The sequence below is a fragment of the Streptomyces nanhaiensis genome, from assembly GCF_046614825.1.
In the GTDB taxonomy this organism is placed as follows: domain Bacteria; phylum Actinomycetota; class Actinomycetes; order Streptomycetales; family Streptomycetaceae; genus Streptomyces; species Streptomyces radiopugnans.
In genome coordinates this window covers 1-25,339 of sequence record NZ_JBKJFM010000014.1, presented here as the reverse complement: position 1 = coordinate 25,339, position 25,339 = coordinate 1, and the positions used below count along the sequence as shown (strand labels likewise).

25 protein-coding genes are annotated in these 25,339 nt (G+C 74.2%); 6 read left to right on the top strand and 19 right to left on the bottom strand.

Translation table 11 applies throughout. From position 1 onward, the window contains the following. Positions 1–4 precede the first annotated feature (4 nt). From ACLIYP_RS06480 to ACLIYP_RS06460, 5 genes are all read right to left on the bottom strand, one after another. Positions 5–1,219 (bottom strand): acetylornithine transaminase, encoded by a 1,215-nt coding sequence (locus ACLIYP_RS06480; RefSeq protein ID WP_412712182.1) that lies wholly within the window; start codon positions 1,217–1,219, stop codon positions 5–7. Then, the gene (argB, locus tag ACLIYP_RS06475) at positions 1,216–2,190 is read right to left on the bottom strand and encodes an acetylglutamate kinase (protein ID WP_412712181.1); all 975 of its coding nucleotides are present in this window, start codon (positions 2,188–2,190) and stop codon (positions 1,216–1,218) included. The genes ACLIYP_RS06480 and argB overlap by 4 nt, the downstream gene beginning before the upstream one ends. Further along, positions 2,187–3,338 (bottom strand): bifunctional glutamate N-acetyltransferase/amino-acid acetyltransferase ArgJ, encoded by a 1,152-nt coding sequence (gene argJ / locus ACLIYP_RS06470; RefSeq protein WP_412712180.1) that lies wholly within the window; start codon positions 3,336–3,338, stop codon positions 2,187–2,189. The genes argB and argJ overlap by 4 nt, the downstream gene beginning before the upstream one ends. Positions 3,339–3,569: 231 nt before the next feature. Further along, on the bottom strand, positions 3,570–4,598 hold the full coding sequence (gene argC / locus ACLIYP_RS06465) for an N-acetyl-gamma-glutamyl-phosphate reductase (protein WP_412712179.1): 1,029 nt from the start codon (positions 4,596–4,598) through the stop codon (positions 3,570–3,572). A 241-nt stretch (positions 4,599–4,839) separates the two neighbouring features. After that, positions 4,840–5,223: a DUF5997 family protein gene (locus ACLIYP_RS06460; RefSeq protein ID WP_412712178.1), complete on the bottom strand. Its 384-nt coding sequence runs from the start codon at positions 5,221–5,223 to the stop codon at positions 4,840–4,842. A gap of 72 nt (positions 5,224–5,295) precedes the next feature. On the opposite strand from ACLIYP_RS06460, the gene ACLIYP_RS06455 reads away from it, so the two are divergent. Beyond that, entirely contained in the window at positions 5,296–6,108 is an 813-nt protein-coding gene (locus tag ACLIYP_RS06455; RefSeq protein WP_412712177.1) for a LysR family transcriptional regulator substrate-binding protein, read from the top strand. A 136-nt stretch (positions 6,109–6,244) separates the two neighbouring features. Further along, the gene (locus ACLIYP_RS06450; protein WP_412712176.1) at positions 6,245–6,994 is read left to right on the top strand and encodes a MerR family transcriptional regulator; all 750 of its coding nucleotides are present in this window, start codon (positions 6,245–6,247) and stop codon (positions 6,992–6,994) included. 57 nt (positions 6,995–7,051) lie between these two features. Here the strand turns inward: ACLIYP_RS06450 and ACLIYP_RS06445 are convergent, their stop codons facing one another. Together ACLIYP_RS06445 and ACLIYP_RS06440 are read right to left on the bottom strand one after the other, a co-directional pair. Then, positions 7,052–7,624: a histidine phosphatase family protein gene (locus ACLIYP_RS06445; protein ID WP_412712175.1), complete on the bottom strand. Its 573-nt coding sequence runs from the start codon at positions 7,622–7,624 to the stop codon at positions 7,052–7,054. A 72-nt stretch (positions 7,625–7,696) separates the two neighbouring features. Continuing rightward, positions 7,697–8,116: a GNAT family N-acetyltransferase gene (locus tag ACLIYP_RS06440; RefSeq protein WP_412712174.1), complete on the bottom strand. Its 420-nt coding sequence runs from the start codon at positions 8,114–8,116 to the stop codon at positions 7,697–7,699. A 192-nt stretch (positions 8,117–8,308) separates the two neighbouring features. On the opposite strand from ACLIYP_RS06440, the gene ACLIYP_RS06435 reads away from it, so the two are divergent. Beyond that, entirely contained in the window at positions 8,309–8,530 is a 222-nt protein-coding gene (locus tag ACLIYP_RS06435) for a DUF1918 domain-containing protein (RefSeq protein WP_093662414.1), read from the top strand. A gap of 62 nt (positions 8,531–8,592) precedes the next feature. Here the strand turns inward: ACLIYP_RS06435 and ACLIYP_RS06430 are convergent, their stop codons facing one another. After that, the gene (locus ACLIYP_RS06430; protein WP_412712173.1) at positions 8,593–9,846 is read right to left on the bottom strand and encodes a glycoside hydrolase family 10 protein; all 1,254 of its coding nucleotides are present in this window, start codon (positions 9,844–9,846) and stop codon (positions 8,593–8,595) included. A gap of 491 nt (positions 9,847–10,337) precedes the next feature. Here ACLIYP_RS06430 and ACLIYP_RS06425 point away from each other — a divergent pair, with 491 nt between their 5' ends. Then, positions 10,338–11,195 (top strand): 3-hydroxybutyryl-CoA dehydrogenase, encoded by an 858-nt coding sequence (locus ACLIYP_RS06425; RefSeq protein ID WP_093662411.1) that lies wholly within the window; start codon positions 10,338–10,340, stop codon positions 11,193–11,195. Between the two features lie 184 nt (positions 11,196–11,379). Here ACLIYP_RS06425 and pheT read toward each other — a convergent pair whose 3' ends face one another. From pheT to infC, 7 genes are all read right to left on the bottom strand, one after another. Then, positions 11,380–13,887, bottom strand: a complete 2,508-nt coding sequence (gene pheT, locus ACLIYP_RS06420) for a phenylalanine--tRNA ligase subunit beta (protein ID WP_412712172.1) — start codon at positions 13,885–13,887, stop codon at positions 11,380–11,382. After that, positions 13,887–15,014 (bottom strand): phenylalanine--tRNA ligase subunit alpha, encoded by a 1,128-nt coding sequence (gene pheS, locus ACLIYP_RS06415; protein WP_412712171.1) that lies wholly within the window; start codon positions 15,012–15,014, stop codon positions 13,887–13,889. Before pheS ends, pheT begins: the two co-directional genes overlap by 1 nt. Positions 15,015–15,191: 177 nt before the next feature. Continuing rightward, positions 15,192–16,352, bottom strand: a complete 1,161-nt coding sequence (locus tag ACLIYP_RS06410; RefSeq protein ID WP_412712170.1) for a sensor histidine kinase — start codon at positions 16,350–16,352, stop codon at positions 15,192–15,194. A gap of 39 nt (positions 16,353–16,391) precedes the next feature. Then, the gene (locus tag ACLIYP_RS06405) at positions 16,392–17,249 is read right to left on the bottom strand and encodes a TrmH family RNA methyltransferase (protein WP_412712169.1); all 858 of its coding nucleotides are present in this window, start codon (positions 17,247–17,249) and stop codon (positions 16,392–16,394) included. Between the two features lie 127 nt (positions 17,250–17,376). Continuing rightward, a complete protein-coding gene (rplT, locus tag ACLIYP_RS06400) occupies positions 17,377–17,760 on the bottom strand; it encodes a 50S ribosomal protein L20 (protein ID WP_412712168.1) in 384 nt (127 codons plus the stop codon). Between the two features lie 137 nt (positions 17,761–17,897). Continuing rightward, positions 17,898–18,092 (bottom strand): 50S ribosomal protein L35, encoded by a 195-nt coding sequence (rpmI, locus tag ACLIYP_RS06395; protein ID WP_093662399.1) that lies wholly within the window; start codon positions 18,090–18,092, stop codon positions 17,898–17,900. Positions 18,093–18,231: 139 nt separating this feature from the next. Then, complete coding sequence (infC, locus tag ACLIYP_RS06390) at positions 18,232–18,846, bottom strand: translation initiation factor IF-3 (protein WP_093662397.1); 615 nt, start codon at positions 18,844–18,846, stop codon at positions 18,232–18,234. A gap of 420 nt (positions 18,847–19,266) precedes the next feature. On the opposite strand from infC, the gene ACLIYP_RS06385 reads away from it, so the two are divergent. Continuing rightward, positions 19,267–19,662, top strand: a complete 396-nt coding sequence (locus tag ACLIYP_RS06385) for a DUF1844 domain-containing protein (RefSeq protein ID WP_412712167.1) — start codon at positions 19,267–19,269, stop codon at positions 19,660–19,662. 92 nt (positions 19,663–19,754) lie between these two features. Here the strand turns inward: ACLIYP_RS06385 and ACLIYP_RS06380 are convergent, their stop codons facing one another. Genes ACLIYP_RS06380 through ACLIYP_RS06370 form a run of 3 tightly spaced genes read right to left on the bottom strand, consistent with a single transcriptional unit; the run spans position 19,755 to position 22,517 of the window. After that, the gene (locus ACLIYP_RS06380; protein ID WP_412712166.1) at positions 19,755–20,495 is read right to left on the bottom strand and encodes an SseB family protein; all 741 of its coding nucleotides are present in this window, start codon (positions 20,493–20,495) and stop codon (positions 19,755–19,757) included. 22 nt (positions 20,496–20,517) lie between these two features. Next, positions 20,518–21,768, bottom strand: a complete 1,251-nt coding sequence (gene mycP, locus ACLIYP_RS06375) for a type VII secretion-associated serine protease mycosin (protein WP_412712165.1) — start codon at positions 21,766–21,768, stop codon at positions 20,518–20,520. Beyond that, entirely contained in the window at positions 21,765–22,517 is a 753-nt protein-coding gene (locus ACLIYP_RS06370; protein WP_412712164.1) for a hypothetical protein, read from the bottom strand. Before ACLIYP_RS06370 ends, mycP begins: the two co-directional genes overlap by 4 nt. Positions 22,518–22,951: 434 nt before the next feature. Between ACLIYP_RS06370 and ACLIYP_RS06365 the strand changes: the two genes are divergently transcribed. After that, positions 22,952–24,166 (top strand): amino acid deaminase/aldolase, encoded by a 1,215-nt coding sequence (locus tag ACLIYP_RS06365; RefSeq protein ID WP_412712163.1) that lies wholly within the window; start codon positions 22,952–22,954, stop codon positions 24,164–24,166. A gap of 77 nt (positions 24,167–24,243) precedes the next feature. Here the strand turns inward: ACLIYP_RS06365 and ACLIYP_RS06360 are convergent, their stop codons facing one another. Next, complete coding sequence (locus ACLIYP_RS06360; RefSeq protein WP_412712211.1) at positions 24,244–25,191, bottom strand: DUF2510 domain-containing protein; 948 nt, start codon at positions 25,189–25,191, stop codon at positions 24,244–24,246. Between the last annotated feature and the right edge of the window lie 148 nt (positions 25,192–25,339).

Sequence of the window (25,339 nt, the reverse complement as noted above, 5' to 3'; positions counted from 1 at the left end):
CTCGTCAGTCTCCGGCTCGTCGGGTCCCGTCGACGGCGTCGAGGACGGCGGGGAGGGACCGGACCAGCGCGTCCACCTCGGCTTCGCCGATGATCAGCGGTGGTGCCAGCCGGACGACGTCCGGGCCGCACGCGTTCACCAGGAAGCCCGCGTCCTGGGCAGCCTGCTGCACCTGGGGTGCGACGGGTTCGGTCAGTACGATACCGAGCAGCAGTCCGGCGCCGCGGACGTGGTCGACCAGCGGGTGTCCCAGCGCCCGGACGGACTCGCGCAGCCGGCTGCCGATCCGCTTGACGTGGTCGAGGAGGCCCTCGGAGGCGATGGTGTCCAGGACGGCGAGCGCCGCCGCGCAGGAGACCGGGTTGCCGCCGAAGGTGGAGCCGTGGTGGCCGGGGCCCAGCAGTTCGGCGGCCTCGTCGAAGGCGACCGTGGCACCGATGGGCAGTCCGGCTCCCAGACCCTTGGCGAGGGTGACGACGTCGGGCCGCACCCCCTGCGCCTGGCAGGCGAACCAGTGCCCGGTGCGGCCGATGCCCGTCTGGACCTCGTCGAGCACCAGCAGGGTGCCGGTGGCGGCGGTGATCTCGCGGGCGGCGGCCAGATAGCCCTCGGGCGGGACGACGACGCCGTTCTCGCCCTGGACCGGCTCGACGATCACCAGGGCGGTCTCCTCGGTGACGGCCGCCCGCAGCGCGTCGGCGTCACCGTAGGGGACGTGGGTGACCTCGCCGGGCAGCGGCAGGAAGGGATCGCGCTTGGCGGGCTGACCGGTCAGCGCGAGGGCGCCCATGGTGCGGCCGTGGAAGCCGCCGGCGGTGGCGACCATGTGCGTCCGGCCGGTCCGGCGGCCGATCTTGAACGCCGCCTCGACGGCCTCCGCCCCGGAGTTGGAGAAGTAGACGCGTCCGGGACGGCCGAAGAGCTGGAGCAGCCGTTCGGCCAGGGCGACCGGGGGTTCGGCGACGAAGAGGTTGGAGACGTGGCCGAGGGTGGCGATCTGCTCGGAGACCGCGCGGACGACCGCCGGATGGCCGGTGCCCAGCGAGTTGACGGCGATGCCCGCGACGAAGTCCAGGTACTCCCTGCCGTCGGCGTCCCACAGCCGGGCGCCCTCGCCGCGGGTGATCGGGATGCGGGGGGTGCCGTAGTTGTCCATCAGCGCGCCCTGCCAGCGCCGGGTGAGACCGGTGTTGCCGGCTGTGGTGGCGGTGTCGTTCATGCCCGCTGCTCCTTCTCCGCCGCCGTCTCCCGCACCGCGGCCCCGTCCGTCACGTCCTCGTCCGGGGCGGTCCTGTCCGATGCGGTTCCGTCCGGCACGACCATGGTCCCGATCCCCTCGTCGGTGAAGATCTCCAGCAGGATGGAGTGCTGGACGCGCCCGTCGATGACCCGGGCGGTGTTGACGCCGTTGCGCACGGCGTACAGGCAGCCCTCCATCTTGGGCACCATGCCGCTGGCCAGGTCCGGCAGCAGCCTCTCCAGTTCGCTCGCGGTCAGGCGGCTGATCACGTCGTCGCTGTTGGGCCAGTCCTCGTAGAGGCCCTCGACGTCGGTGAGCACCATCAGCGTCTCGGCGCCGAGCGCCGCGGCGAGGGCCGCGGCGGCGGTGTCGGCGTTGATGTTGTAGACGTGCCCGTCGTCGGCGCTGCGGGCGATGGAGGAGATCACCGGGATGCGGCCGTCGTCCAGCAGGGCCTGGACGGCGCCCGCGTCGACCTCGGTGATCTCGCCGACGCGGCCGATGTCCACCTTCTCGCCGTCGATGTGCGCGTAGCGCTTGGTGGCGGTCAGGGTGTGCGCGTCCTCGCCGGTCATGCCGACGGCGAGCGGGCCGTGCCGGTTGAGCAGACCGACCAGTTCGCGCTGCACCTGGCCGGCCAGCACCATCCGCACGACGTCCATGGCCTCCTCGGTGGTGACCCGCAGCCCGGCCTTGAACTCGCTGACCAGGCCGAGCCTGTCCAGGTGGGCGCTGATCTGCGGGCCGCCGCCGTGGACGACGACGGGCCTGAGGCCCGCGTGCCGCAGGAAGACCACGTCCTGGGCGAACGCGGCCTTCAGGTCCTCGTCCACCATGGCGTTGCCGCCGAACTTGACGACCACGGTCTTCCCGTGGTGGCGGGTCAGCCAGGGCAGCGCCTCGATGAGGATCTGGGCCTTGGGCAGGGCGGTGTGCCTACGTGTGCTCATGACGAATAAGCGCTGTTCTCGTGGACGTAGTCGGCGGTGAGGTCGTTGGTCCAGATGACGGCGGACTCGCCGCCCGCCGCCAGGTCGGCGGTGATGCGGACCTCGCGGTAGCGCATGTCCACCAGCTCGCGGTCCTCGCCCACCGAACCGTCGCGGCAGACCCACACGCCGTTGATGGCGACGTTCAGCCGGTCGGGCTCGAAGGCGGCGGAGGTGGTGCCGATGGCGGAGAGCACCCGGCCCCAGTTGGGGTCCTCGCCGTGGACGGCGCACTTGAGGAGGTTGTTGCGGGCGATGGAACGGCCCACCTCGACGGCGTCGTCCTCGCTCGCCGCGTTCACCACCTCGATCCGGATGTCCTTGGAAGCACCTTCGGCGTCCCGGATCAGCTGCTGCGCCAGGTCGTCGCAGACGGACCGCACGGCCTCGGCGAACTCCTTCGCCTCCGGGGTGGTCCCCGAGGCGCCGGAGGCGAGCAGCAGCACGGTGTCGTTGGTGGACATGCAGCCGTCGGAGTCGACGCGGTCGAAGGTGGTGCGGGTGGCCTCGCGCAGCGCGGCGTCCAGTCCCGGGGCGTCCACGTCGGCGTCGGTGGTGAGGACGACCAGCATGGTCGCCAGCCCGGGGGCGAGCATGCCCGCGCCCTTGGCCATACCGCCCACGACCCAGCCGGCGCCCTCGGCGACGGCGGTCTTGTGCACGGTGTCGGTCGTCTTGATCGCGATGGCGGCCTTGTCGCCCCCGTACGCGGAGAGCTCCTTCGCGGCCTCCTCGATCCCCGGCAGCAGCCGGTCCATCGGCAGCCGCACGCCGATCAGGCCGGTGGAGCAGACGGCGACCTCGCCGGCGCTGTGGCCGAGCACCTCGGCGGCCTTCTCGGCGGTGGCGTGGGTGTCCTGGAAGCCGAGCGGGCCGGTGCAGGCGTTGGCGCCGCCGGAGTTGAGGACGACCGCCGAGACCTGCCCGCCCTTGAGGACCTGCTCGGTCCAGAGCACGGGGGCGGCCTTGACCCGGTTCGAGGTGAACACACCGGCGGCGGCCAGACGCGGCCCGGTGTTGACGACCAGAGCCAGGTCGGGGTTGCCGTTGTCCTTGATCCCGGCGGCGATCCCCGCCGCGGTGAATCCCTTGGCCGCGGTCACGCTCACGGTGTCTCTCCGTTCTCTTCTCCGCCCACGCGGCACAGCGCGGGCATCGTCGCCGACAGCGGACCGGCAGCCGCGCGTGCGCCGCTCACGGTGTCTCTCCGTTCTCCCCCTGTGCCTTCGGCACGGTGGTACCCCCATCTCCGCCCACGCGGCACAGCGCGGACATCGTCACCGACAGCGGACCGGCAGCCGCGCGTGCGTCCCCGGCCACCGCCGGGAGGTGCCCCCGGTTCACGGGGCGACCCCGGTGACGGGGAGGCCGGTCTCCTCGGGGATGCCGAGGGCGATGTTCATGCTCTGCACCGCGCCGCCCGCGGTGCCCTTGGTGAGGTTGTCGATGGCGCTGACGGCGATCACGCGGTCCGCGGCCTCGTCGTACGCGACCTGGACCAGCACGCTGTTGGAGCCGTACACGGCGGCGGTGGACGGCCACTGGCCCTCGGGCAGCAGGTGGACGAACGGCTCGGCGGCCAGCGCCTTGCCGTACGCCTCGCGCAGCCGGTCGGCGGTCAGGCCGGGCCGGGCCTTGGCGGTGCAGGTGGCCAGGATGCCCCGGGACATCGGGGCGAGGGTCGGGGTGAAGGAGACGGTGACCGGTTCGTCCGCGACGGCCGAGAGGTTCTGGGCCATCTCCGGGGTGTGCCGGTGGACGCCGCCGACGCCGTAGGGGCTCATCGAGCCCATCACCTCGCTGCCCAGCAGATGGGGCTTGGGCGCCTTGCCGGCCCCCGAGGTGCCGGTGGCCGCGACCACCACCACGTCGGGCTCGGCCAGCGAGGCCGCGAACGCCGGGAAGAGCGCGAGCGTCACGGCCGTCGGGTAGCAGCCGGGGACCGCGACGCGCCGGGACCCCGTCAGCGCGTCGCGTGCCCCCGGCAGCTCGGGGAGGCCGTACGGCCAGGTGCCGGCGTGCGGCGTGCCGTAGAAGCGCTCCCAGTCCCCCGGGTCCCCCAGCCGGAAGTCGGCGCCGCAGTCGATGACCAGCGCATCGTCGCCGAGCTGCTCGGCGACGGCCGCGGACTGGCCGTGCGGCAGGGCGAGGAAGACCACGTCGTGGCCGCTGAGCGCCTCCGCCGTGGTGACCTCCAGGACACGGTCGGCCAGCGGCGGCAGGTGCGGCTGGAGCGCGCCCAGACGCTGCCCGGCGTTGGAGTTGCCCGTCAGCGCCCCGATCTCGACCTCGGGGTGCCCGGCCAGCAGGCGCAGGATCTCGCCCCCCGCGTAGCCGCTCGCTCCCGCCACCGCCGCTCGCACTGCCATGGAATCCTCCTCATCGATGGCATGACTATACGCACATCGACAGTTTTATGCAATGGACTCGTGCGGCGGCGAGGACCGCGGGGAGCGGGCCCGGGAAGACGTACGGCCCGCCGGCCGGTCGCAAGGACCGGTCGGCGGGCCGGGGAAGTACGCGGCCGGGGCCGCGGGTACGGTGCGGTGCGGCGTCACACGGGCGCCGCGGGGGCGGCCGGGGCCGGGATCGGGAGCGCGGCGGGCGGGATCAGTCGCCCTGCTCCGCCTTCCGCTCCTTCAGGCGCGCCGCCTCCTTGCGGACCTCGGCCTGGGTGGCGCGCTCCTTCCGCAGCCACTCGGGGTTCTCCGCCTTCAGCGCCTCGATCTGCTCGGTGGTCAGGGGCTCGGTGATCCCGCCGCGCGCGAGCCCCGAGTTGGAGACGCCCAGCTTCGCCGCGACCACCGGACGGGGGTGCGGTCCGTTGCGCCGCAGCTCCCGCAGCCACTCGGGCGGGTCGGTCTGCAGCGCGTTCAGTTCCGCGCGCGAGACGACGCCCTCCCGGAACTCGGCGGGGGTGGCCTCGAGGTACACACCCAGCTTCTTCGCCGCGGTGGCGGGCTTCATCGTCTGGGCGGTCTGCTGCGACTTCATGGGGTCCAGGGTATCGAGCGCCCACGGCTCCTCCCGCCACCCGGCTCCCTCGCCGCCCGGTAGCCTGGCTCGGTGAACGGCTCGGAAGCATCCCCCTCGTTCCGGCTCGCGTACGTCCCGGGAGTGACGCCCACCAAGTGGGTGCGGATCTGGAACGAGCGCCTGCCCGGCATCCCGCTCGACCTCGTCCAGGTGCCCGCCGCCGAGGCGTCCGGCGTGCTGCGCGACGGCGGCGCCGACGCGGGTTTCCTGCGGCTGCCCACCGACCGGACGGATCTCAGCGCGATCCCCCTCTACACCGAGACCACGGTGGTGGTGGTCCCCAAGGACCACCTCGTGACAGCGGCCGAGAAGGTGTCCGCCGAGGAACTGGCCGACGAGATCGTGCTGCACCCCCTCGACGACACCCTGGACTGGGAGCGCCCGCCGGGACGGCCCGCCTTCGAGCGCCCCGCCACGACGGCTGACGCGATCGAGCTGGTGGCGGCGGGGGTGGGGCTGCTCGTCGTCCCGCAGTCGCTCGCCCGCCTGCACCACCGCAGGGACCTCACCTACCGGCCGGTCACGGGCACCCCCCAGTCGCGCGTCGCGCTGTCGTGGCGGGAGGACCGGACCACCGATCTGGTGGAGGACTTCATCGGGATCGTCCGGGGGCGGACCGTCAACAGCACCAGGGGCCGCCGCCCCGCCGCCGAGGAGACCGAGCCGGGCAAGCAGGGGAGGGCGAAGCCGAAGCGCCCGGACGGGGGCGGCGCGCGGCGGAGGTCCGCGGCGGGCGGGCAGACCGGCCGGACCGCCCGGCGCGGCTCCGGCGGCGCCAAGGGCTCCGGCGGTTCGAAGGGCTCCGGGGGCGGCAGGCGCGGCAGGCCCCGCCGCGGGTCGTAGCGTCTCAGCGGCGTCCCCGGCGCACCTCCGCGGCCACCGGAGGCGAGCCCGGGTGGCGGGCTTGCGGTTGACGCCGCGTAAACCCCTAGCGTCGTCCTCACCGACCGAACCACGGGGGACCCGGAGGCCACTGGCGATGGAATGGTCCATTCAGGAGATCGCCCGCTCGGCCGGGACCACCAGCCGCACCCTGCGCCACTACGACGCCGTCGGGCTGCTGCGTCCCAGCCGGGTCGGGCACGGCGGGATCCGCTACTACGACGAGCGCGCGCTGGTGCGGCTCCAGCGGATCCTGCTGCTGCGCGAACTCGGCCTGGGGCTGGCCGCCATCTCCGAGGCGCTCGACGGGCAGCGGGACGCGGCCGCCGCGCTGCGCACCCATCTGGAACTGCTCGAACGGGAGCGGGAGCGCCTGGGCCGGCAGATCGAGTCGGTACGGAAGACGTTGACCAGATTGAAAGGAGGCGAGCCCCTGATGCCCGAGGAGGCTCTCGACGGTTTCGACCACACCAGGTACAAGGACGAGGTGATCGAACGCTGGGGCCGCGACGCCTTCGAGCGTGGCGACCGCTGGTGGCGCTCGCTGACGGAGGACGACAAGAAGTCCTTCCAGCAGCGCCAGGCCGACATCACCACCGACTACGCCCGCGCCCACCGGGCCGGTCTCGCGCCGGACGGCGACGAGGTGCTCGCGATCACCCGGCGGCACTACGAGTGGGTCTGCGGCGGCTGGCAGGGCAGGCGCCCCAGCGCGGAGCAGTTCGCCGGGCTCGGGCAGATGTACGTCGACGATCCCCGCTTCACCGCCGCCTACGACCGTTACGGCGAGGGCACGGCGGTCTTCGTCCGGGACGCCATGAGGGCCTACGCCGAGCGCGAGCTGTAGGGGTTCCGGCTCCCGGGAACGGCGCCTTCGGGGCGCGGTCCCGGGAGCCGGAGGCCGTCAGCGGTCCATGGCCAGTGTCCAGTCCCCCGCCCACCCGGCCAGGGTGACCGACGACAGCGGCCGGACGTCCACGCGCCAGTAGGTGTGCGGCGGCGCCTTCAGCGCGTACACCGCGGCCGCGCGCAGCACCGTCGGTTCGACGACCGCGGCGATCAGGGTGTCGCCCTCGCCGCCCGGCCGGGTGTCGAGCCAGTCTCCGACCCGCAGGATGAAGGAGAACAGCGACTCCCCGCCGTGCGGGGTGGCGTGGGGGTCGGCGAGCCAGGCGTCCACGGCCCGCGGCTCCCTCGCCGCGACCTCCTTGAAGGTGTGCCCGCGCCACCGGCCCATGTCGCACTCGCGCAGCGCGGGCTGGGCCAGCGGCCGCATCCCCAGTACGTCACCGGTCTCCCGGCAGCGCATGGTCGGCGAGCAGTAGCGCAGCTCGGCGCCCGCCAGATGCGCGTACGCCGGGATGGCCCGCTCGGCCTCCCGCCACCCGGCGGCGTCCAGGGGACGGTCGTCCTCGAAGCGCGCGTCCAGCAGGGATGAGCTGCGGGCGGCGGCGAGCAGCGTGATCCGCAGGTGCATTACCGGATGGTAGAACCATGAACCGGATTGTTCGACGGTCGGGCACGGACTGTTTTCGGACGTATGCCCGGATCACCGGGGGATCAGCGCCATCAACCGCCCGGGTTCCGCCGGCGGGCGGAAGCCGAAGCCCCCGTAGAGGCCGTGCGCGTCCTGCGTTGCCAGCAGCACCCGTCCGAGTCCGTACGGCTCCAGCTCCGCGAGCGCGGCTCCCACCAGCGCCTTCCCCATGCCCCGGCCGCGGGCGGCGGGGGCGACGTAGACATCGCACAGCCAGGCGAAGGTGGCCCGGTCGGTGACCACCCGCGCGTAGCCGAGCTGCTCGCCGGTGGCCCTGTCGTACGCCCCGAGGTTGAGCGAGCCCGCGATGGCCCGGTCCTGCTTCTCGCGGCTGCGGCCGAGCGCCCAGTAGGCGTCGGTGGACAGCCAGTGGTGGACGCGTGCGGCGTCGAGGCGGGCGGGGTCGGCGGAGATCTCGTACGGGGTGCTCATGGCGGGAGAGCCTGGCAGCCGGTGTGCGGGCCGTCGACCGGTTTTACCCGGCTCTCCCCTCCGCCTCCCCGCCTTCCCCGCCTTCCCTGCGTTCTCTGCGTTTCCGCGCTCGCAGGCGTCCGGCCCCTCTCCGCCCCTAGAATCGTGACCAAAAGGATTTTTCTTCTCGATACGGACAGAAGGAGACCGCCGATGCAGGCGAACGTGGGCGACCTGCTGCTGGTCCACGGCAGGTTCGTGGGGCAGCACGAGAGGGTCGCGGAGATCATCGAGGTACTGGGGACGAACGGCGAGCCGCCGTACCGGGTCCGCTTCGAGGACGGGCACGAGACCGTGATGTCGCCGGGGCCCGACTCCGTGGTGCGGCACCACGGCGAGCCCCTGCTGGAGCACGGCGAACCCCGGCGCCGCTGACGCCGGGGCCGCATGCCGGACCGAAGGAGGCAGGCAGAAGGGGGACCGCTGCGGGAGCCCGGCTAGCGGGGCGGCCGCACCGGACGGCCGTAGTGGTCCTCCACCACCCGGCTCATCGCCCCGATCGGGTCCGCGGCGACGTGCTTCGCCGAGAAGTAGGCGTTGCCCCGGACCTCGGGGTAGCGGCCGCAGAGCGTCAGGTGGCGGGAGAGTTCGGCCGGGTCGTGCCAGGCCGGACCCTGGGCCGGATCACCCGCCTTGTAGAGCGCCTCGCCGATGTGGAGTTCGACGCCGGTGCCCCGCACCACACCGGCCCACCAGGGCACCAGTTTCGCGTAGTCGGCGGCCGCGAAGCCGATGTTCCAGTACACCTGGGGCACGATCTGGTCGATCCAGCGCTCGCGCACCCACTTGCGGGTGTCGGCGTACAGGTCGTCGTACGTCTGCACGCCCGCGCGGGTGTCGGAGCCCTCCGGGTCGGTGCCCGCGTTGCGCCACACGGCGAAGGGGCTGATGCCGAAGCGCACGTGCGGCTTGGTCCGCCTCAGGCGCAGCGCGGTCTCCCGTACCAGCTGGTCGATGTTGTCGCGCCGCCAGTCGGCCCGGTCCTCGAAGGCGCCGCCGTGGCGCTCGTACGCGTCGTCGTCGTCGAAGACCTGGCCCGCCACCGGGTACGGGTAGAAGTAGTCGTCCCAGTGCACGCCGTCGACGTCGTAGCGCTCCACCGCGTCGAACATCGCGTCCTGGACGAAGGCGCGCACCTCGGGCAGCCCGGGGTTGTAGTAGAGCTTGCCGCCGTAGGGCACCACCCACTCCGGATGGCGGCGCGCGGGGTGGGAGGCGGCCAGCCGCGCGGGGTCGGCGTGGTTGGCCACCCGGTAGGGGTTGAACCAGGCGTGCAGCTCCAGCCCGCGCCGGTGCGCCTCGCAGACGGCGAAGCCCAGCGGATCCCAGCCGGGGTCCTCGCCCTGGGTGCCGGTGAGGTACTGCGCCCAGGGTTCGTACGGCGAGGGCCACAAGGCGTCCGCGGTGGGCCGCACCTGGAGGAACACCGTGTTGAGGCGGCGCTCGACCGCCGTGTCCAGGTGGGCCAGCAGTTGTCTTCGCTGCTCGGCCGCGGCGAGCCCGGGCCTGGTCGGCCAGTCGATGTTGGCGACGGTCGCCACCCACATCCCGCGCAACTGCGGGCGCTGCCCGTACCCGGCGCCCCCCGGCTCCCCGGCGGACGCCGTTCCCGCCCCCGGGCCGGTCAGCAGCGAGCCGGAGAGCACCCCGACCGCCGCCGCACCGAAGGTCCTCCGAGAGAAAAGCCCCATGCTGCCTCCTCCTGACGACGATTCACCCGATCATCCCGTCCGGGTAGCGGCATGGCAACTCCGCGTAACGGAAGACCGGGCGGCCGTCCGCGCCACATCGCCCTCTTGACACACCCCCTTGTGCGAACACCGTTCGACAACTGGCATCCGCACCTCTGAGAACGCTCCCACCCACTGGTTCACCCCCCCGTACCGCCCGCGTGGGGGGATCTGCCCTGAGAGGACGTGTCCGTTCCCGGAAGACGATCGGCCGGCGCCGCCGGCTCCTGGCCGGGCTCCAACGGCGCCCCCGCCGCCTTCGAGCCCGACGGAGCGGCCGGCGCCACGGGCTGACCGCGCCGGACCACTGTCCGGACGACCGGTCGGCCGGGCCGCGGCGCCCCGGCCGACCGTTCCTCCGGCGCGACGCGGTAACGTCGGTCGGCGAGGCGCTGCGGCCGGAACCGTACGGGGGCGGCGTCACGGACCAGTGGATCAGCGAAAGGCACGATGTGACCGACATCGAACGCGTCGGAGTGGTGGGCTGCGGCCAGATGGGCTCGGGTATCGCCGAGGTCTGCGCACGGGCCGGCCTGGACGTCATGGTCGCCGAGACCACCGGCGAAGCCCTGGAGATAGGCCGTACCCGGCTGGTGACCTCCCTGGACAAGGCCGCCGCGCGGGGCAAGATCAGCGAGGCGGAGCGCGACGCCACCCTGGAGCGCCTGTCCTTCACCACCGACCTCGGCGAGTTCGCCGACCGCGATCTGGTGATCGAGGCGGTCGTGGAGAACGAGCAGGTCAAGACCGAGATCTTCCAGATCCTCGACCAGGTGGTGACCAGCCCGGAGGCGATCCTGGCCTCCAACACCTCCTCCATCCCGCTGGTGAAGCTGGCCGTGGCGACCTCCCGCCCGGACCGGGTGATCGGCATCCACTTCTTCAACCCCGCGCCGGTGCAGAGGCTGGTGGAGCTGATCCCCGCGCTGACCACCTCCGACGACACCATCGCGCGGGCCGAGACCGCGGTCGTCAAGCTGCTGGGCAAGCACGCCATCCGCGCCCAGGACCGCTCGGGCTTCGTGGTCAACGCGCTGCTGATCCCGTACCTGCTCTCGGCGATCCGGATGTTCGAGACGGGCATCGCCAGCCGCGAGGACATCGACAACGGCATGGAGATGGGCTGCGCGCACCCCATGGGGCCGCTCAAGCTCGCCGACCTCATCGGCCTGGACACCGTCGCCTCGGTCGCGTACTCGATGTACGAGGAGTACAAGGAGCCGCTGTACGCCGCCCCGCCGCTGCTGCAGCGGATGGTCGACGCCGGCCGCCTGGGCCGCAAGACCGGCGCGGGCTTCTACACCTACTGACACCCCGCGGCCCCTCGGCCCGCCCGGTGCGGCGGTCCGGCGGGCGCGGGGAACGCCGGCGGCGGGGCGCCCCCTCTTTGAAGGGGGCGCCCCGCCGCCGGTGTTCTCCGCCGCCGGTGTTCTCCGTCACCGGCGTTCCCCGTCGCCGGTACCGGGCGGGCCGGCCGCGGCGGACGGGAGGCCGCTACGCGCCGCGCAGCACCGCGCCGGTGCGCGCGACCGCCGCGGCCACCGCGGCCTCGCGGGCGGCCGTGGCCTCCTCGGCCGTCAGCGTGCGGTCGGGCGCGCGGAAGCGCAGGGCGTAGGCCAGGGACTTCTTCCCATCGCCGAGCTGCTCGCCGGTGAAGACGTCGAACAGCCGAAGCGACTCCAGCAGTTCGCCCGCGCCCTCGCGCAGCGCCGACTCGACCTCGGCCGCCGGGACGGAGGCGTCCACCACCAGGGCGACGTCCTGCGTGGCCACCGGGAAGGCGGACACGTGCGGGGCCTGCGGGGCGCCCGAGGAGGCGCGCTCCAGCAGATCGAGGTCGATCTCCATGGCGCAGGCGCGGGCGGGCAGCTGCATCGCCTTGATCACGCGCGGGTGCAGCTCGCCGGCGTGCCCGACCAGAGTGCGCTCGCCGCCGGCGCCCGCGTACAGCGCGGCGCAGCGACCCGGGTGCCAGGGAGCGTGCCGGTCGGCCTCCACCTCCAGCTCCACGCCGGCCTCGCGGGCGACGGTGCGGGCCGCCTCGACGGCATCGGCCCAGGTCGCCGGGCGGCCCTTGCCCCACCAGCCGGCCTGCTCGCGCGCGCCGGCCAGCACGACCGCGGCCCGGCGCGGCTGCGCGGGCAGCGCGGCGGTGAGGGCGGCGAGCTCCTCGTCGGTCGGGCGGCGGTCGACCGGCAGCCGGAGCGCGGCGGTCTCGCATCCGGTGGGCCGGAAGACCAGGCCGGTCTCGAAGAGTGCCAGATCGTGGGATCCGCGGCCGTCGTTGCGCCGCAGCGCGGCGAGCAGCCCCGGCAGCAGCGTGGTGCGCAGCGCCGGCTCCTCGTCGGAGAGCGGGTTGACCAGCCGTACGGTGCGGCGGCGGGGGTCGTCCGGCTCCAGGCCGAGCCGGTCGAAGGCGGCGTCCCCGACGAACGGGTAGTTCGGCGCCTCGACGTACCCCGCTCCGGCCAGCGCCCGCCCGACCCGGCGGCGCAGCCGCTGCCGCTCGGTCAGACCGCGGCCCGAGGGCAGGCGCGGCAGGGTGGAGGGCAGGGCCTCGTAGCCCTCCAGCCGCATGACCTCCTCGGCCAGGTCGTTGGGGTCGGTGAGGTCGGGCCGCCACGACGGCACGGTCACGGTCAGCTCGTCGGTGCCGTAGACGTCGCAGCCCACGTCCTGCAGGCGCCGCGCCACGGTCTCGCGGCCGTAGGACACGCCCGCGACCCGGTCCGGGTGGTCGGCGCGCATCCTGATGGTGTGCGGGCCGCTGGGCGAGACGATCTCGGTGACGCCCGCCTCGGCGGTGCCGCCCGCCAGCAGGACCAGCAGGTCCACGGTGCGCTGGGCGGCGGCGGAGGTGGCCTGCGGGTCCACCCCGCGCTCGAAGCGCCTGGACGCCTCGGAGGACAGCTTGTGGCGGCGGGCGGTGCGGGCGATGGAGACCGGGTCGAAGTGCGCGGCCTCGATCACGATCTCGCTGGTGCCCGTCGTCTCGCGGGCGTCGGCGATCTCGGTGTCGGCTCCGCCCATCACCCCGGCCAGGCCGATCGGCCCGCTGTCGTCGGTGATGACCAGGTCCTCGGGGTGCAGCTCGCGCTTGGTGCCGTCGAGGGTGGTGAGCTTCTCCCCCGGCCGGGCCCGGCGCACGCCGATCGCCCCGTTGACGCGGGAGCGGTCGTAGGCGTGCAGGGGCTGGCCGAGTTCGAGCATCACGTAGTTGGTGATGTCCACGGCCAGCGAGATCGGACGCATGCCGGCCTTCTGCAGCCGCCGCTGGAGCCAGATCGGGGAGCGCGCGTCGGGCCGCACGCCGGTGACCGTGCGGGCGGTGAAGCGGTCGCAGCCGCGCCGGTCCTCGATCTTCACCGGGTGGCCGTGCTCGTTGGGCACGGGCACGTCCAGCAGCGCCGGGTCGCGCAGCGGCAGGCCGTAGGCGGTGGCCGCCTCGCGGGCGATGCCGCGCATGGACAGGCAGTAGCCGCGGTCGGGCGTGACGGCGATGTCGAGGACCTCGTCGACCAGTTCCAGCAGCTCGATCGCGTCGGTGCCCACCTCGTGCTCGGGCGGGAGCACGATGATGCCGTCGTGGTCGTCGCTCATGCCCAGCTCGCCGGCCGAGCAGATCATGCCCTCCGACAGCCTGCCGTAGGTCTTGCGGGCGCCGATCCGGAAGTCGCCGGGCAGCACGCCGCCGGGCAGGATCACCACGACCTTGTCGCCGACGGCGAAGTTGGTGGCGCCGCAGACGATGTTCTGCGGCTCGCCCGAACCGTTGGCGTCGCCGACGTCGACCTGGCAGTAGCGGATCGGCTTCTTGAAGCCGGTCAGCTCCTCGATCGCCAGGACCTGGCCGACGACCAGCGGCCCGGTGATCCCGGTGCCGAGCCGCTCGACGGTCTCGACCTCCAGCCCGGCCGCGATCAGCTTCGCCGCGACGTCACGGCCGGTCTCACCGGCCGGCAGGTCGACGTACTCCCGCAGCCACGAAAGCGGGGCCCGCATCAGATCTCCATCCCGAACGGCCGGGTGAACCGGACGTCACCCTCGACCATGTCTCGCATGTCCTCGACGTTGTGGCGGAACATCAGCATCCTCTCGATGCCGAACCCGAAGGCGAAGCCGCTGTAGCGCTCCGGGTCCACACCGCAGGCGGTCAGCACCCGCGGGTTGACCATGCCGCAGCCGCCCAGCTCGATCCAGCCCTCGGAGGAGCAGGTGCGGCAGGGGCGGTCGGGGTCGCCGACGGACTCGCCGCGGCAGGCGAAGCACACCATGTCCATCTCGGCGGACGGCTCGGTGAAGGGGAAGTACGACGGGCGCAGCCGGGTGCGCAGGTCCTCGCCGAACAGGGACCGGACCATGTGGTCCAGGGTGCCCTTGAGGTCGGCCATGGTCAGGCCCTCGTCCACGGCGAGCAGTTCGACCTGGTGGAAGACCGGGGTGTGGGTCGCGTCCAGTTCGTCGGTGCGGTAGACCCGGCCGGGGCAGATCACGTACACCGGCGGCTTCCGCTCCAGCAGGGAGCGGACCTGCACCGGCGAGGTGTGGGTGCGCAGCACGACGCCCGACTCCCCCTCCCCGGAGCCCTCGGGGCCCTGGACGAAGAAGGTGTCCTGCATGGTGCGGGCCGGGTGGTCCGGGGCGATGTTGAGGGCGTCGAAGTTGAACCACTCGGCCTCGGCCTCGGGCCCCTCGGCGACCTCGTAGCCCATCGCCACGAAGACGTCCTCGATCCGCTCGGACAGCGTGGTCAGCGGGTGGCGGGCGCCCGCGGGGACGCGGTCGAAGGGCAGCGTGACGTCCACCGCCTCCTCGACCAGCACGCGCTCGTCGCGCTCGGCCTCCAGCTCCTCCTGGCGCCGCTTGAGGGCCTGGCCCACCGCGCCGCGCGCCTGGCCGACGCGCCGGCCGGCCTCGGCCTTGGCGTGCGGCGGCAGGGCGCCGATCTCGCGGTTGGCCAGCGCCAGCGGCGAGCGGTCGCCGGCGTGGGCGGCCTTCACCTCGCGCAGCGCCTCCAGATCGCCGGCGGCGGCGATCGCGGCGAGGGCCGCGTCCCGTGCCCGGTCGATCTCTTCCGGTTTCAGTGCCTCGACCTCTACGGGGTCGTACGACTTGTTGGGTGCGGACATCTCTTCCCGTGCTTTTCGGTTGGCCCGTGGTTTCGGTTGGTTGCTTCGCCCCGCTTCGGCGCTTCGGCACCCCTGTGTCCCGGCGGATCCGGTTCCCGGGCCGCTCGAAGGTACCGGTTGTCGAGTCTACGGGGCGAGGAAGATCGCTACTGACCCGGAGGAGCCCGCGGACGCCGCTCAGGCCATGAAGGCCGGGACGCCCGCGGGCAGGGTGAATCGGAACTCGGCGCCGCCCGCGGGCGAGCGGCCGACGGTGATCGCCCCGCCGTGGGCCTCGACGATGCCCTTGACGATGTACAGGCCCAGACCGGTGCCGCCGCGCTTGCTGCCGCGCCAGAAGCGGGTGAAGACGCGGCTCATCGACTCCTCGGGGATGCCGGGGCCCTCGTCGCTCACCGTGACCGCCGTTCCTTCGTCGCCCGTCTTCGTCCGTGCCGGTGCCACCTCTATGGTGACCGTCCCCTCGCCGTGGCGCACGGCGTTTTCCAGCAGGTTGCCGAGCACCTGGTCGATCTTGTCGGGGTCGGCCCACAGCGGCGGGAGCGGGGTGGCGATCCTGCGGGCGAAGCGCTCCTCGGCGCGGCCCGCGGCGATGTGGGCCCGTATGTGCCGGTCCACGGCGGCGGCCATGTCCACGGGCTGGCGGTGGATCTCCAGCCGCCCGGAGTCGATGCGCGAGATGTCCAGCAGCTCGGTGATGAGCCGGGTGACGCGGTCGGCGTCGGCGTCCACCGTCTCCAGCATCAGCCGCTTCTGGTCGTCGGTGAACCTCTCCCACTTGGCGAGCAGCGTCGCGGTGAAGCCCTTCACCGAGGTCAGCGGCGAGCGCAGTTCGTGGGCGACGGTGGCGATCAGCTCGGCGTGGCTGCGCTCGGTGCGCCGCCGGGCCTCGGTGCCGCGCAGGGAGACCACCAGGCGCTGCACGGGGCCGGTGGGGCGGGCGCGGACGTACCGGGCGGAGACCAGGACCTCCCGGCCTCCGGGGAGTAAGAGGTTGCGCTCGGGCTGGCCGGTGCGGATGGCCAGGCCCCCGTAGGGGTCGGTGACCTTCCACCAGCGGCGTCCCTCCAGGTCCTCCAGGGGCAGGACCTGCTCGACGGGGCGGCCCAGCGCGTCCTCGCGCGGCAGGGCGGTGATGCGGGCGGCCGCGGCGTTGAAGCAGACGACCCGGCCGCGGGCGTCGGCGACGACCAGTCCGTCGGGGAGGTCGTCGGGGAGCACACCCGTGCCGTCGGCCCGCGGCGGCGCCTGCCGCGCGGGACGGGCGCGGGATGTGCGGGGCGCGCCGGGCGCGTCGGACGGCTCGCCGCCCTGTCCGCCGGACGTCCTCACGTCCACTCCCGTTCACCCCCTTCGGTCCCCGGGGCCGCCACCCTACTAGCTCGGGGTGACGCAGCGGCACCCTCCGGGTGCGCGCTGCGCACGGGCCGAGGCGTAGAGGCACACGGCCGCGGCGGTCGCGAGGTTCAGGCTCTCCGCGCGCCCGTGGATGGGTACGCGCACCACCTCGTCGGCCAGTGCGCGGGTCTCCTCGGGCAGCCCCCACGCCTCGTTGCCGAAGACCCAGGCGGTGGGGCCGCCCATGCGGCCCTCGTCCAGTTCGGTGTCCAGGTCGTGCTCGCCCGCGCCGTCGGCGGCCAGCACTCGTACGCCCGCCTCGCGCAGTCCGGCCACGGCCCGCTCGACGGGGACGCCGACGGCGACGGGCAGGTGGAAGAGACTGCCGACAGAGGCCCGTACCGACTTGGGGTTGTACAGGTCCACCGAGGCGTCGGTGAGCACCACCGCGTCGGCTCCGGCCGCGTCCGCACAGCGCAGCACCGTCCCGGCGTTCCCGGGGTCGCGCACGTTGGCGAGGACGGCGACCAGCTTCGGGCGGGCGGCCAGCACACGGTCGAAGGGCAGGTCGAGGAAGCGGCAGATCCCGACCAGTCCCTGCGGGGTGACGGTCTGCGACAGCTCCGCGATCACCTCGTCGGTGGCGGTGCGGACGCGGGCCCCGGCGGCGCGGGCGGCGGCGACGATGTCGGCGTGCCGCTCGGCGGCCTCGGGGGTGGTGAACAGCTCGGTGAGCGTGGGCTCGCCGTCGCTGCGGTGGCCGACCGCCTCGCGTACGGCCTGGGGCCCTTCGGCGAGGAAGCGGCGCTCCTTGCCGCGGGTGTTGCGGCGGGCCAGCCGCCGGGCGGCGATGACGCGCGGGGAGCGCGGGGAGGTCAGTTCCGGGGCGGCGGCCATGGCGCGGCGTTCTCGCTTCTCGGGGCTTCTCGGCGGGCGGGGGGACTGGACGGCCGGGCGGGCCGGGGCAAACGACCGGACCCGCGGGCTCGATGGCCCGCGGGTCCGGTGACGTCCCGTGCCGTCGTCAGGCGGCCTTGGGGGCGTTGACGTCGCTCGGCAGCGCCTTCTGGGCCACCTCGACCAGCGCGGCGAACGCGCTCGGGTCGTTGACCGCGAGGTCCGCCAGGATCTTGCGGTCCACCTCGACCTCGGCGGCCTTCAGGCCCTGGATGAAGCGGTTGTAGGTCATGCCGTTGGCGCGGGCGCCGGCGTTGATCCGCTGGATCCACAGCTGCCGGAAGTCGCCCTTGCGGCGCTTGCGGTCGTTGTAGTTGTAGACGAGGGAGTGGGTGACCTGCTCCTTCGCCTTGCGGTACAGGCGGGAGCGCTGACCGCGGTAACCGCTGGCCTGCTCGAGGATCGCCCGGCGCTTCTTGTGGGCGTTGACCGCCCGCTTGACGCGTGCCACGTGAATTACTCCTTGTCGCGGGGCCGGTGTGGTGGTCCGGCTGCCGTGCTACGGCGCCGTCGGCCCGAAGGTTCGATGGGGTACCGGTGTCCGGTGTCCTGCGCCCGGCCGGTCACGGGGACCGGCGGGCGGCCGGCTCACTTGCCGAGAAGCTTCTTGATCTTCTTGGCGTCGGCCGGGGCCATCTCGGTCTTGCCGGCAAGGCGGCGCGTCAGCGTGGACGACTTGTGCTCGAGAAGGTGGCGGCGGCCGGCGCGCTGGCGCATCACCTTGCCGGAGCCGGTGATCTTGAAGCGCTTGCTCGCACCACTGTGCGTCTTGTTCTTCGGCATGTCGCCGTTCTCTCCTCGTCGGTGGCGCCGCCCCGCCGGCCCGTGCGGGCCGGCGCACGGCGGCGTCAGCTGTTTCGGTTGCTGTCCGGGCCCGGGAAGGGGCCCGTGTGACCTGGCGGCCGGTTCCGCGGCCGCCGGATCATGCCTCGGCGCGCTCCTCGGCAGGGGCTGCGTTCCCCTGCTGCTGGCGCTCCGCCTTGCGGGCGGCCTGCGCCTCACGGGCCTCGGCCATCGCCTCGGTCTTCTTCTTGTGCGGACCGAGAACCATGATCATGTTCCGGCCGTCCTGCTTGGGGTTCGACTCGACGAAGCCCAGGTCCTGGACGTCCTCCGCGAGGCGCTGGAGCAGCCGGTAGCCCAGCTCGGGACGGGACTGCTCACGACCGCGGAACATGATCGTGATCTTGACCTTGTCCCCCTGCTTGAGGAACCGGACGACGTGACCCTTCTTGGTGTCGTAGTCGTGCGGATCGATCTTCGGCCGGAGCTTCATCTCCTTGATGACCGTGTGCGCCTGGTTCTTGCGCGCCTCACGGGCCTTCATGGCCGACTCGTACTTGAACTTTCCGTAGTCCATGAGCTTGCACACCGGCGGACGGGCGTTCGCCGCGACCTCGACCAGGTCGAGGTCGTACTCCTGGGCAAGCTCCAGGGCCTTGGCAAGCGGCACGATGCCGACCTGCTCGCCACTGGGACCGACGAGTCGCACCTCGGGGACGCGAATCCGGTCGTTGATGCGGGGCTCGGCGCTGATGGGGCCTCCTCGGTTGCGCCACGCGGATGCCTGGCGGACAGCCGCGCACGGTTGCGTTCGGTACGACCACCGAGCCGGAACGCGAAAACGCCCCGGACGGGACGCAGGCGGGGCTCCTCATTGACCGGGAACACCGCCGCGATACACCGCGGGGCGCAGCCTGACCTGTGACCCGCCGGCCCGGAGGTCGGTCGGGTGGGAGCTTCGGAGCCTCCACTTGCGGGCCGGAGCGCGCTCTGCGCGGGTCGTCCGGGCGAACCACCTGGGCGGTCACCCGGAGACCACGTCGGGAACGTGGTCCGGCCGGTCGATATACCAGCATAGCAGGGTCGCGGAGAAGTTCCTCCCCGCCCGTCGTACACGCGCGCGACGGGCGGGACCTAGGCTGGAGCGCACCCGACCAGCAGGAAGCGGAGAACGATGAGCGACGACAGCGGCACCCCCTCCCCCTCCCCCGGCGCCGCCGGAGAGGCCGGAGCGGCGGCCGACTTCGAGACGATGACCCGCGACATCGCGGACGTGCCCGCGGTCGAGGTGATCACCACTGTCGCGGTCCACCTGATGAGTTCGGCCGCGGTCAACCTCGGCCTGGCCGAGGGCGGCGAGGACCACAAGGACCTGGACGAGGCGCGCAAGCTGATCCAGGCGCTGGCCGGGCTGGTGACCGCCGCCGCCACCGAGATCGGCTCCTACCACGCGGCTCCGCTGCGCGACGGGCTGAAGTCGCTCCAGCTCGCCTTCCGCGAGGCGTCCGTGGTGCCGGACGAGCCGGGCCAGGGCCCGGGCGAGAAGTTCACCGGCCCGGTCATCGGCTGAGACCGGCCGGTCCCGGGCCTCCGGCCGCCTCCCGCGGCCGCCCGGTCGCGGTCCTGCGGCCCGGCTTGCGGCCCGGTCGGGCGCGTACGGCCTCAGTCGCGGTCGTACAGCGGGCGCCCCGGCAGGGTCCCCTCCGGCGGCAGCAGGGCCAGGTCCAGACCGCGCACCAGGCGCGCGCGGAGCGTCTCGTCCGCCGCGAGCGCGGCGGCCACCCGCCCGGCGGTCTCGCGCGGCGGCGCGGCCGGGTCCAGGCGCAGGGCCAGTACGCCGTCGGTGCCGCGGCCGGGACCGAGCCGGGCGGCGCTCACCGCGGGCTCGGCGGCCAGCACCGTGCGCAGCGCCTCGGTGACGGCCGGGTCGTCCAGCGGGTCGGCGGTCCCGGTGCGGCCCTCGGCGAGGGCCAGCAGCGCGGCGCCGGTGAGCTGGTAGGTCACCGGCCCGGCGAGATCCAGCACGAGGGTGTCGGCGCCCTCCTGTGCGAGGGCCTGGAGGGCCTGGCGCAGGGGGACGGCGACCGGGCGGGCCTCCGGGCGCCAGCGGGCCAGGCTGTCGGTGGAGGTGAAGGCCGGCAGGGCCCTGCGCCCGTCCGGCGCGTTGAGCGTGGGCACCGCCATGTCGCTGGTCTTCTCCCGGCGCAGGCCGTCCTCGCCGGTCTCCACCTCGCCGAGGACGGCGACCACCGGCACCAGCAACCGGGCCCGCGCCAGGGCGGCCAGCACCTCCGGCTCGGCGGTGCGGTCCTGTGCCCAGGCGGCCAGCGCCCGGGCGAGTGCGGGATCGGCCGAGCCGTCGTCGCCCGCGAAGCCGGGATCGGGGATGTTCTTGAGCGCCACGTCTCGAGGGTATCCGCCCGGGTCAGACGACCCGCTCCCCGGTCCGCCCCCCGAGCCGCTCCGCCGGGCGGTCGCCCCGGTACAGCAGCACGGCGCAGAGCACCAGCAGCAGGCCGGCGACCGCGGCGGCGGGCGCCAGCCTGCCGCCGTACCCGCGCTCGGGGGCCGGCCCCGCGCCGAAGTACTCCTGCGGATACGCCTCGGCCACCGGCTGCTGCCGCCGCGGTTCGACGTTCGCGCCCAGCTCGATGGCGGCGGCCGGGTCGACGATGCCGCTGCCCAGGTCGTCGCTGCGCCCGCCGGGCGGGGTGTTCCGGGCGGTCTGCGCGATCAGCTCCTTGACCTGCGCCGGGCTGAGGTCGGGGTGGGCGGCCCGCACCAGGGCAACGCAGCCGGAGACGAAGGCGGCGGCGGCGCTGGTCCCCCAGCCCTCGTAGTACTCGCGGTCGGGGTAGGTGATGATCACGTCGTCGCCGGGGGCGCTGACGGTGGCGTACCAGCGGCGTGTGGAGAAGGGGGCGCGCCGGCCGTCGCGGTCCACGGCGGTCACGGCGATCACGCCGGGGTAGGCGGCCGGATAGGAGGCCCGGTCGCCGTCCTCCCCGCCGTTGCCCGCGGAGGCGACCACCACCGAGCCCTTGGCCAGCGCGTAGCGGACGGCGGCGTCCTCGGCCGGGTCGGGGTGGGCGGAGGCGCTGTCGTCGCCGAGCGAGAGGTTGATGACGTCGGCGCCCTGGTCGGCGGCCCAGCGGATGCCCTCGGCCAGCGCGTCGCCGCGCTCCTCCCGGGCCTTCTTGCGCTGCGGGTCGCCGTCCTCCAGCAGGACGCGCACGGGCAGGATCCGCGCCTCGGGCGCGATTCCGAGGACGCCCTCGGAATCGCCGGGGCCGTGGCCGCGCCCGGCGATGATCCCGGCCATCGCGGTGCCGTGCCGGGCCCAGTGCTCGTCGCCCCGGCGGGCCCCGAAGCCGATGAGGTCCCTGCCCTTCAGCACCCGGCCGCGCAGGTCGGGGTGGCCGGCGTCGACACCGGTGTCGAGCACGGCGACGGTGACGCCCTGGCCCCTGGTGGTGTTCCAGGCGTCGCGCGCGCCCACCGCGTCCAGCCCCCACTGGCGGTCGCGCACCTCGTCGGCGTGCGCGGCGGGCGCGGTCAGCAGCAGGAGGGCGCAGAGCACCGCGAACGCCGACAGCGCGGAGAGCAGCGCGGTGGCGGGGCGGGTGCGGCGGGCTCGCGGGGGGTTCGCGGGGGCGGGAAGACCCGTCGTGTTCATCGGTCCTGTCCGGTTCCCTGGGCGACGATGCGGCGCAGGCCGCGCTCGATGCGGTCGGCGATGCCGCGGGCGTCGTGGCCGAGGCCCGCCTGGGCGGGGGCGGTGGTCTGGTCCTCCAGAACGGCCTCGGAGGCCGGCTGCGGGTCGCCGACGGTACGGCCGTCGGCGAAGCCGGAGACGGTGTAGACCACCACGGGGGCGTCGGTGAGCGGCCGGATCGTCCAGCTCGCGCGCTGGGCGTCGCCGAAACGGGCCGCGGCGGTGCCGCGCGCCGCGTACGGACGGGGCATCAGATCGGCGCGCAGTTCCAGGTCGTCCTCGTCGAACCGCTCGCGCAGGGCGCGCATGCCCTTCTCGTCGGCCTCGGTGAACAGCAGCCCGACCGTGGTGACGCCGCTGCCGGTCTCGTCCGCGTAGGTGGCGCGCAGCAGCCGTTCGCAGCCGGCCGGCGAGAGGGCCTGGGCCAGCAGGGGGTCGAAGGCGTTGCGGCAGTCGGCGTCGGGGGCGACCGCCACCCGGGTCCAGCGCCGGTCGGCGCGTCCCGGCCCGGCTCCCTTGCCGCGCAGGGTGCGGGGGAAGAGCGTGTCGACGGGTATCTCGTGCCACAGCGAGCGCGCCTCGGCGTAGTCGGCCGCGGGGCGCTCACCGGGGTCGCCGGTGAGCCAGGCCCCGGCGGCGGCTCCGCCCAGCAGCCCGAAGCCCAGGACGAGGCAGACGGCCGCGGCGGCGGTGCGGACCGGACCGCGCACGCGCCGCTCCGGGCCCGCGGCGGCGACCGGCTCGCCCGGATACACCAGGGGGACCGCGAACCTCGGTGGCGGCGGCCCCGTCGCTATCGGTGGCGCGGCGGCCGCGGTCCGGGGGGCCCTCGGCGGCACGGCGGGCCGCGGTGGTACGACGGGTGGGAGCGGAGCCCGGACCGGGTCGGCCTCAGTGCTCACCGGCACCCCCTCGTGTTCTGTGCCGCCCCGTCGAGTCCCTTTCGGGGCAGGCCGGTTGGTATCGGGACATCACACCGCTGACCAGCGGCCGACGGTGGTGTGCGCGTCACTCTACGGGCATCCGGCACGGTGACGGCAACCCGCGGCCCGGCCTGCGCGCGGGGCCCGGACCCGGTGCGGAGGGGCCGGGCCGCCGCCACCGGGTCTGTCCCGGGCCCGGTGGGCTCTGGCAAGCTGCCAGGGTGTTCGACGCGACCGCTGATCCCGCAGCCGACCGGGCCCGCTACGACCGGGCCACCGCCCATCTCGACGCGCCGCTCGCTGTCGTCGATCTGGCGGCGTTCGACGCCAACGCCGCCGATCTGGTGCGCCGCGCCGGCGGCAAGCCCGTCCGCGTGGCCAGCAAGTCCGTACGCTGCCGTGCCCTGCTGGAACGCGCGCTGGCGCGGGAGGGGTTCGCCGGGGTCATGGGCTTCACGCTCGCCGAGTCGCTGTGGCTGGCCCGCTGCGGGTTCGACGACGTCCTGCTCGCCTATCCGTCGGCGGACCGGGCCGGTTACGCCGAGCTGGCCTCCGATCAGAAGCTGGCCGCGGCCGTGACGGTGATGGTCGACGACCCCGCGCAGCTCGCCCTGATCGACGCAGCCCGCGGCGGCGGGCGCGAGGAGATCCGGGTCTGCCTGGAGCTGGACACCTCGCTGTGGCTGCTGGGCGGCCGGGTGCGGATCGGCGCGCGGCGCTCGCCGCTGCACTCCCCCGCCCAACTGGCCGAGCTGGCCCGGTCGGTGGCACGCCGGCCCGGCTTCCGGCTGGTGGGGCTGATGGCGTACGAGGGGCACATCGCGGGCGTGGGCGACGCCCCTCACGGGCGCCCGCTGCGCGCGCGGGCGGTACGGCTGATGCAGTCGGCCGCGCGGCGCGAGCTGGCCCAGCGGCGCGCGGCGGCGGTACGCGCGGTGCGGGCGGTGGCGCCGGACCTGGAGTTCGTCAACGGCGGCGGAACCGGGAGCGTGCAGCACACCGCCGCCGAGGACGCGGTCACCGAGGTCGCCGCGGGCTCGGGGCTGCTGATGCCCCGGCTGTTCGACGACTACACCTCGTTCTCCGGCCGCCCCGCGGCACTGTTCGCGCAGCCGGTGGTACGGCGGCCCGGGGTGGGCGTGGTGACGGTGCTCGGCGGCGGCTATCCGGCCTCCGGCGCGGCGGGCCGGGACCGGCTGCCGGTGCCGTACCTGCCGGCCGGGCTGCGCTACGACCCGGTGGAGGGGCCGGGCGAGGTGCAGACGCCGCTGCTCGGACCGCCCGCCGACGACCTGCTGATCGGCGACAAGGTGTGGTTCCGGCACGCCAAGGCCGGGGAGCTGTGCGAGCGCTTCGCGGCGCTGCACCTGGTCGAGGGCGACCGGGTGGCGGAGACGGTGCCGACGTACCGCGGCGAGGGCCGCACCTTCCTCTGAGGCACCCGGCCCCTCCCGCCCCCGGCGCGACGGGTGCGCCGGGGGCGGGAGGGGCGGGAGGGGCGGGAGGGGCGGGTTCAGACCTCCATGCCGGGGCCGTCGGCGGCGCGGACGCCCGCCACGATCCGGTCCATCTCGCCCGGGTCCGGGGCCTCGGCGTGGATGTCGAAACCCAGGCGCATCACCAGCATCCGGCCGCTGCCGTCGGGGGCGGGGAAGACGACGGACTCCACGTACGCGTCGGGCTCGAGCTCGTTGGCGATCCGCCAGCGCACCCGGTGGCCCTTCTGCCCCGCGACGGTGACCTCGGCGGAGGAGACCACCTCGTGCTCCTCGATCCCGCCGTAGCCCTTGGTGTCGTAGGACTCCTCGGCGTTGCGGGCGACGTCCGCCTCGGCCATCGCCCGCGGGCCCGCCCCGGTGGGGTCGTCGGCGGCCCGCAGGGAGACCCCGGCGCGGACGCAGGTGAGGGAGGTGTCCCCGGGGCAGGGGTAGGAGCCGGAGGACAGCCAGATCCCGTTGTCGGTATCCGCCTCGTTCCAGCCCTCGGGGACGGGGACGCTGACGCCGTTGACGCGGTCGACCGCGGTGCCGGGGGGGCCGTCGTCGGCCTTCCCTCCCTGGTCCTCGTCCGGCTCCTCCTCTTCCGGCCCGCCGTCCGGCCGCCCGCCGGGCTTCTCGTCCGCGCCGGCGGTGGCCTCGGGCCGCGCCCGGTGGTCACCGGAGCCGCCGGAGCCGCCGAGCAGGAGCAGCCCTCCCGCCAGGAGCGCGCTCACCACGAGCGCGACGGCTATGACGGCGGCCACCAGCGGGCCGCGCGAGGGCCTCGCCCGCGGATCCCGCGGGAGGGGGGCCGTCCGGTCGTACGGGGTGTACGCGTCCCCGGCGCCGTACGGGGTGTACGCGTCGTGGGCGCCGGCGGTCCGGGTGTGTTCGGTCCAGGCCGATCCGTCCCACCAGCGCTCCGGTGCCGGACCGGGACCCGTGTGCCCGGGGTCCGCGTACCAGCCGGGCGGTGTCGTCATGCTCACGGCGTGCACAGTAGCGGCAACCGGCGCCCGGGAGGACCGGTGCGCCCCCATCGGCCGCGACGGCGTGACGTGCGTCCCGGCATGCCGCCGTCCGCCGGGGCCCGGCGGCGCCGGCGGACCGGGCCGCGGCATCACCGAGACG

What these genes read in the sequence shown, in the direction of transcription:
- ACLIYP_RS06480 (WP_412712182.1), bottom strand. Translation starts at nt 1,219, where the DNA reads ATGAACGACACCGCCACCACAGCCGGCAACACCGGTCTCACCCGGCGC.
- argB (WP_412712181.1), bottom strand. Translation starts at nt 2,190, where the DNA reads ATGAGCACACGTAGGCACACCGCCCTGCCCAAGGCCCAGATCCTCATC.
- argC (WP_412712179.1), bottom strand. Translation starts at nt 4,598, where the DNA reads ATGGCAGTGCGAGCGGCGGTGGCGGGAGCGAGCGGCTACGCGGGGGGC.
- ACLIYP_RS06460 (WP_412712178.1), bottom strand. Translation starts at nt 5,223, where the DNA reads ATGAAGTCGCAGCAGACCGCCCAGACGATGAAGCCCGCCACCGCGGCG.
- ACLIYP_RS06450 (WP_412712176.1), top strand. Translation starts at nt 6,245, where the DNA reads ATGGAATGGTCCATTCAGGAGATCGCCCGCTCGGCCGGGACCACCAGC.
- ACLIYP_RS06445 (WP_412712175.1), bottom strand. Translation starts at nt 7,624, where the DNA reads ATGCACCTGCGGATCACGCTGCTCGCCGCCGCCCGCAGCTCATCCCTG.
- ACLIYP_RS06440 (WP_412712174.1), bottom strand. Translation starts at nt 8,116, where the DNA reads ATGAGCACCCCGTACGAGATCTCCGCCGACCCCGCCCGCCTCGACGCC.
- ACLIYP_RS06435 (WP_093662414.1), top strand. Translation starts at nt 8,309, where the DNA reads ATGCAGGCGAACGTGGGCGACCTGCTGCTGGTCCACGGCAGGTTCGTG.
- ACLIYP_RS06430 (WP_412712173.1), bottom strand. Translation starts at nt 9,846, where the DNA reads ATGGGGCTTTTCTCTCGGAGGACCTTCGGTGCGGCGGCGGTCGGGGTG.
- pheT (WP_412712172.1), bottom strand. Translation starts at nt 13,887, where the DNA reads ATGCGGGCCCCGCTTTCGTGGCTGCGGGAGTACGTCGACCTGCCGGCC.
- pheS (WP_412712171.1), bottom strand. Translation starts at nt 15,014, where the DNA reads ATGTCCGCACCCAACAAGTCGTACGACCCCGTAGAGGTCGAGGCACTG.
- ACLIYP_RS06405 (WP_412712169.1), bottom strand. Translation starts at nt 17,249, where the DNA reads ATGGCCGCCGCCCCGGAACTGACCTCCCCGCGCTCCCCGCGCGTCATC.
- rpmI (WP_093662399.1), bottom strand. Translation starts at nt 18,092, where the DNA reads ATGCCGAAGAACAAGACGCACAGTGGTGCGAGCAAGCGCTTCAAGATC.
- ACLIYP_RS06385 (WP_412712167.1), top strand. Translation starts at nt 19,267, where the DNA reads ATGAGCGACGACAGCGGCACCCCCTCCCCCTCCCCCGGCGCCGCCGGA.
- mycP (WP_412712165.1), bottom strand. Translation starts at nt 21,768, where the DNA reads ATGAACACGACGGGTCTTCCCGCCCCCGCGAACCCCCCGCGAGCCCGC.
- ACLIYP_RS06360 (WP_412712211.1), bottom strand. Translation starts at nt 25,191, where the DNA reads ATGACGACACCGCCCGGCTGGTACGCGGACCCCGGGCACACGGGTCCC.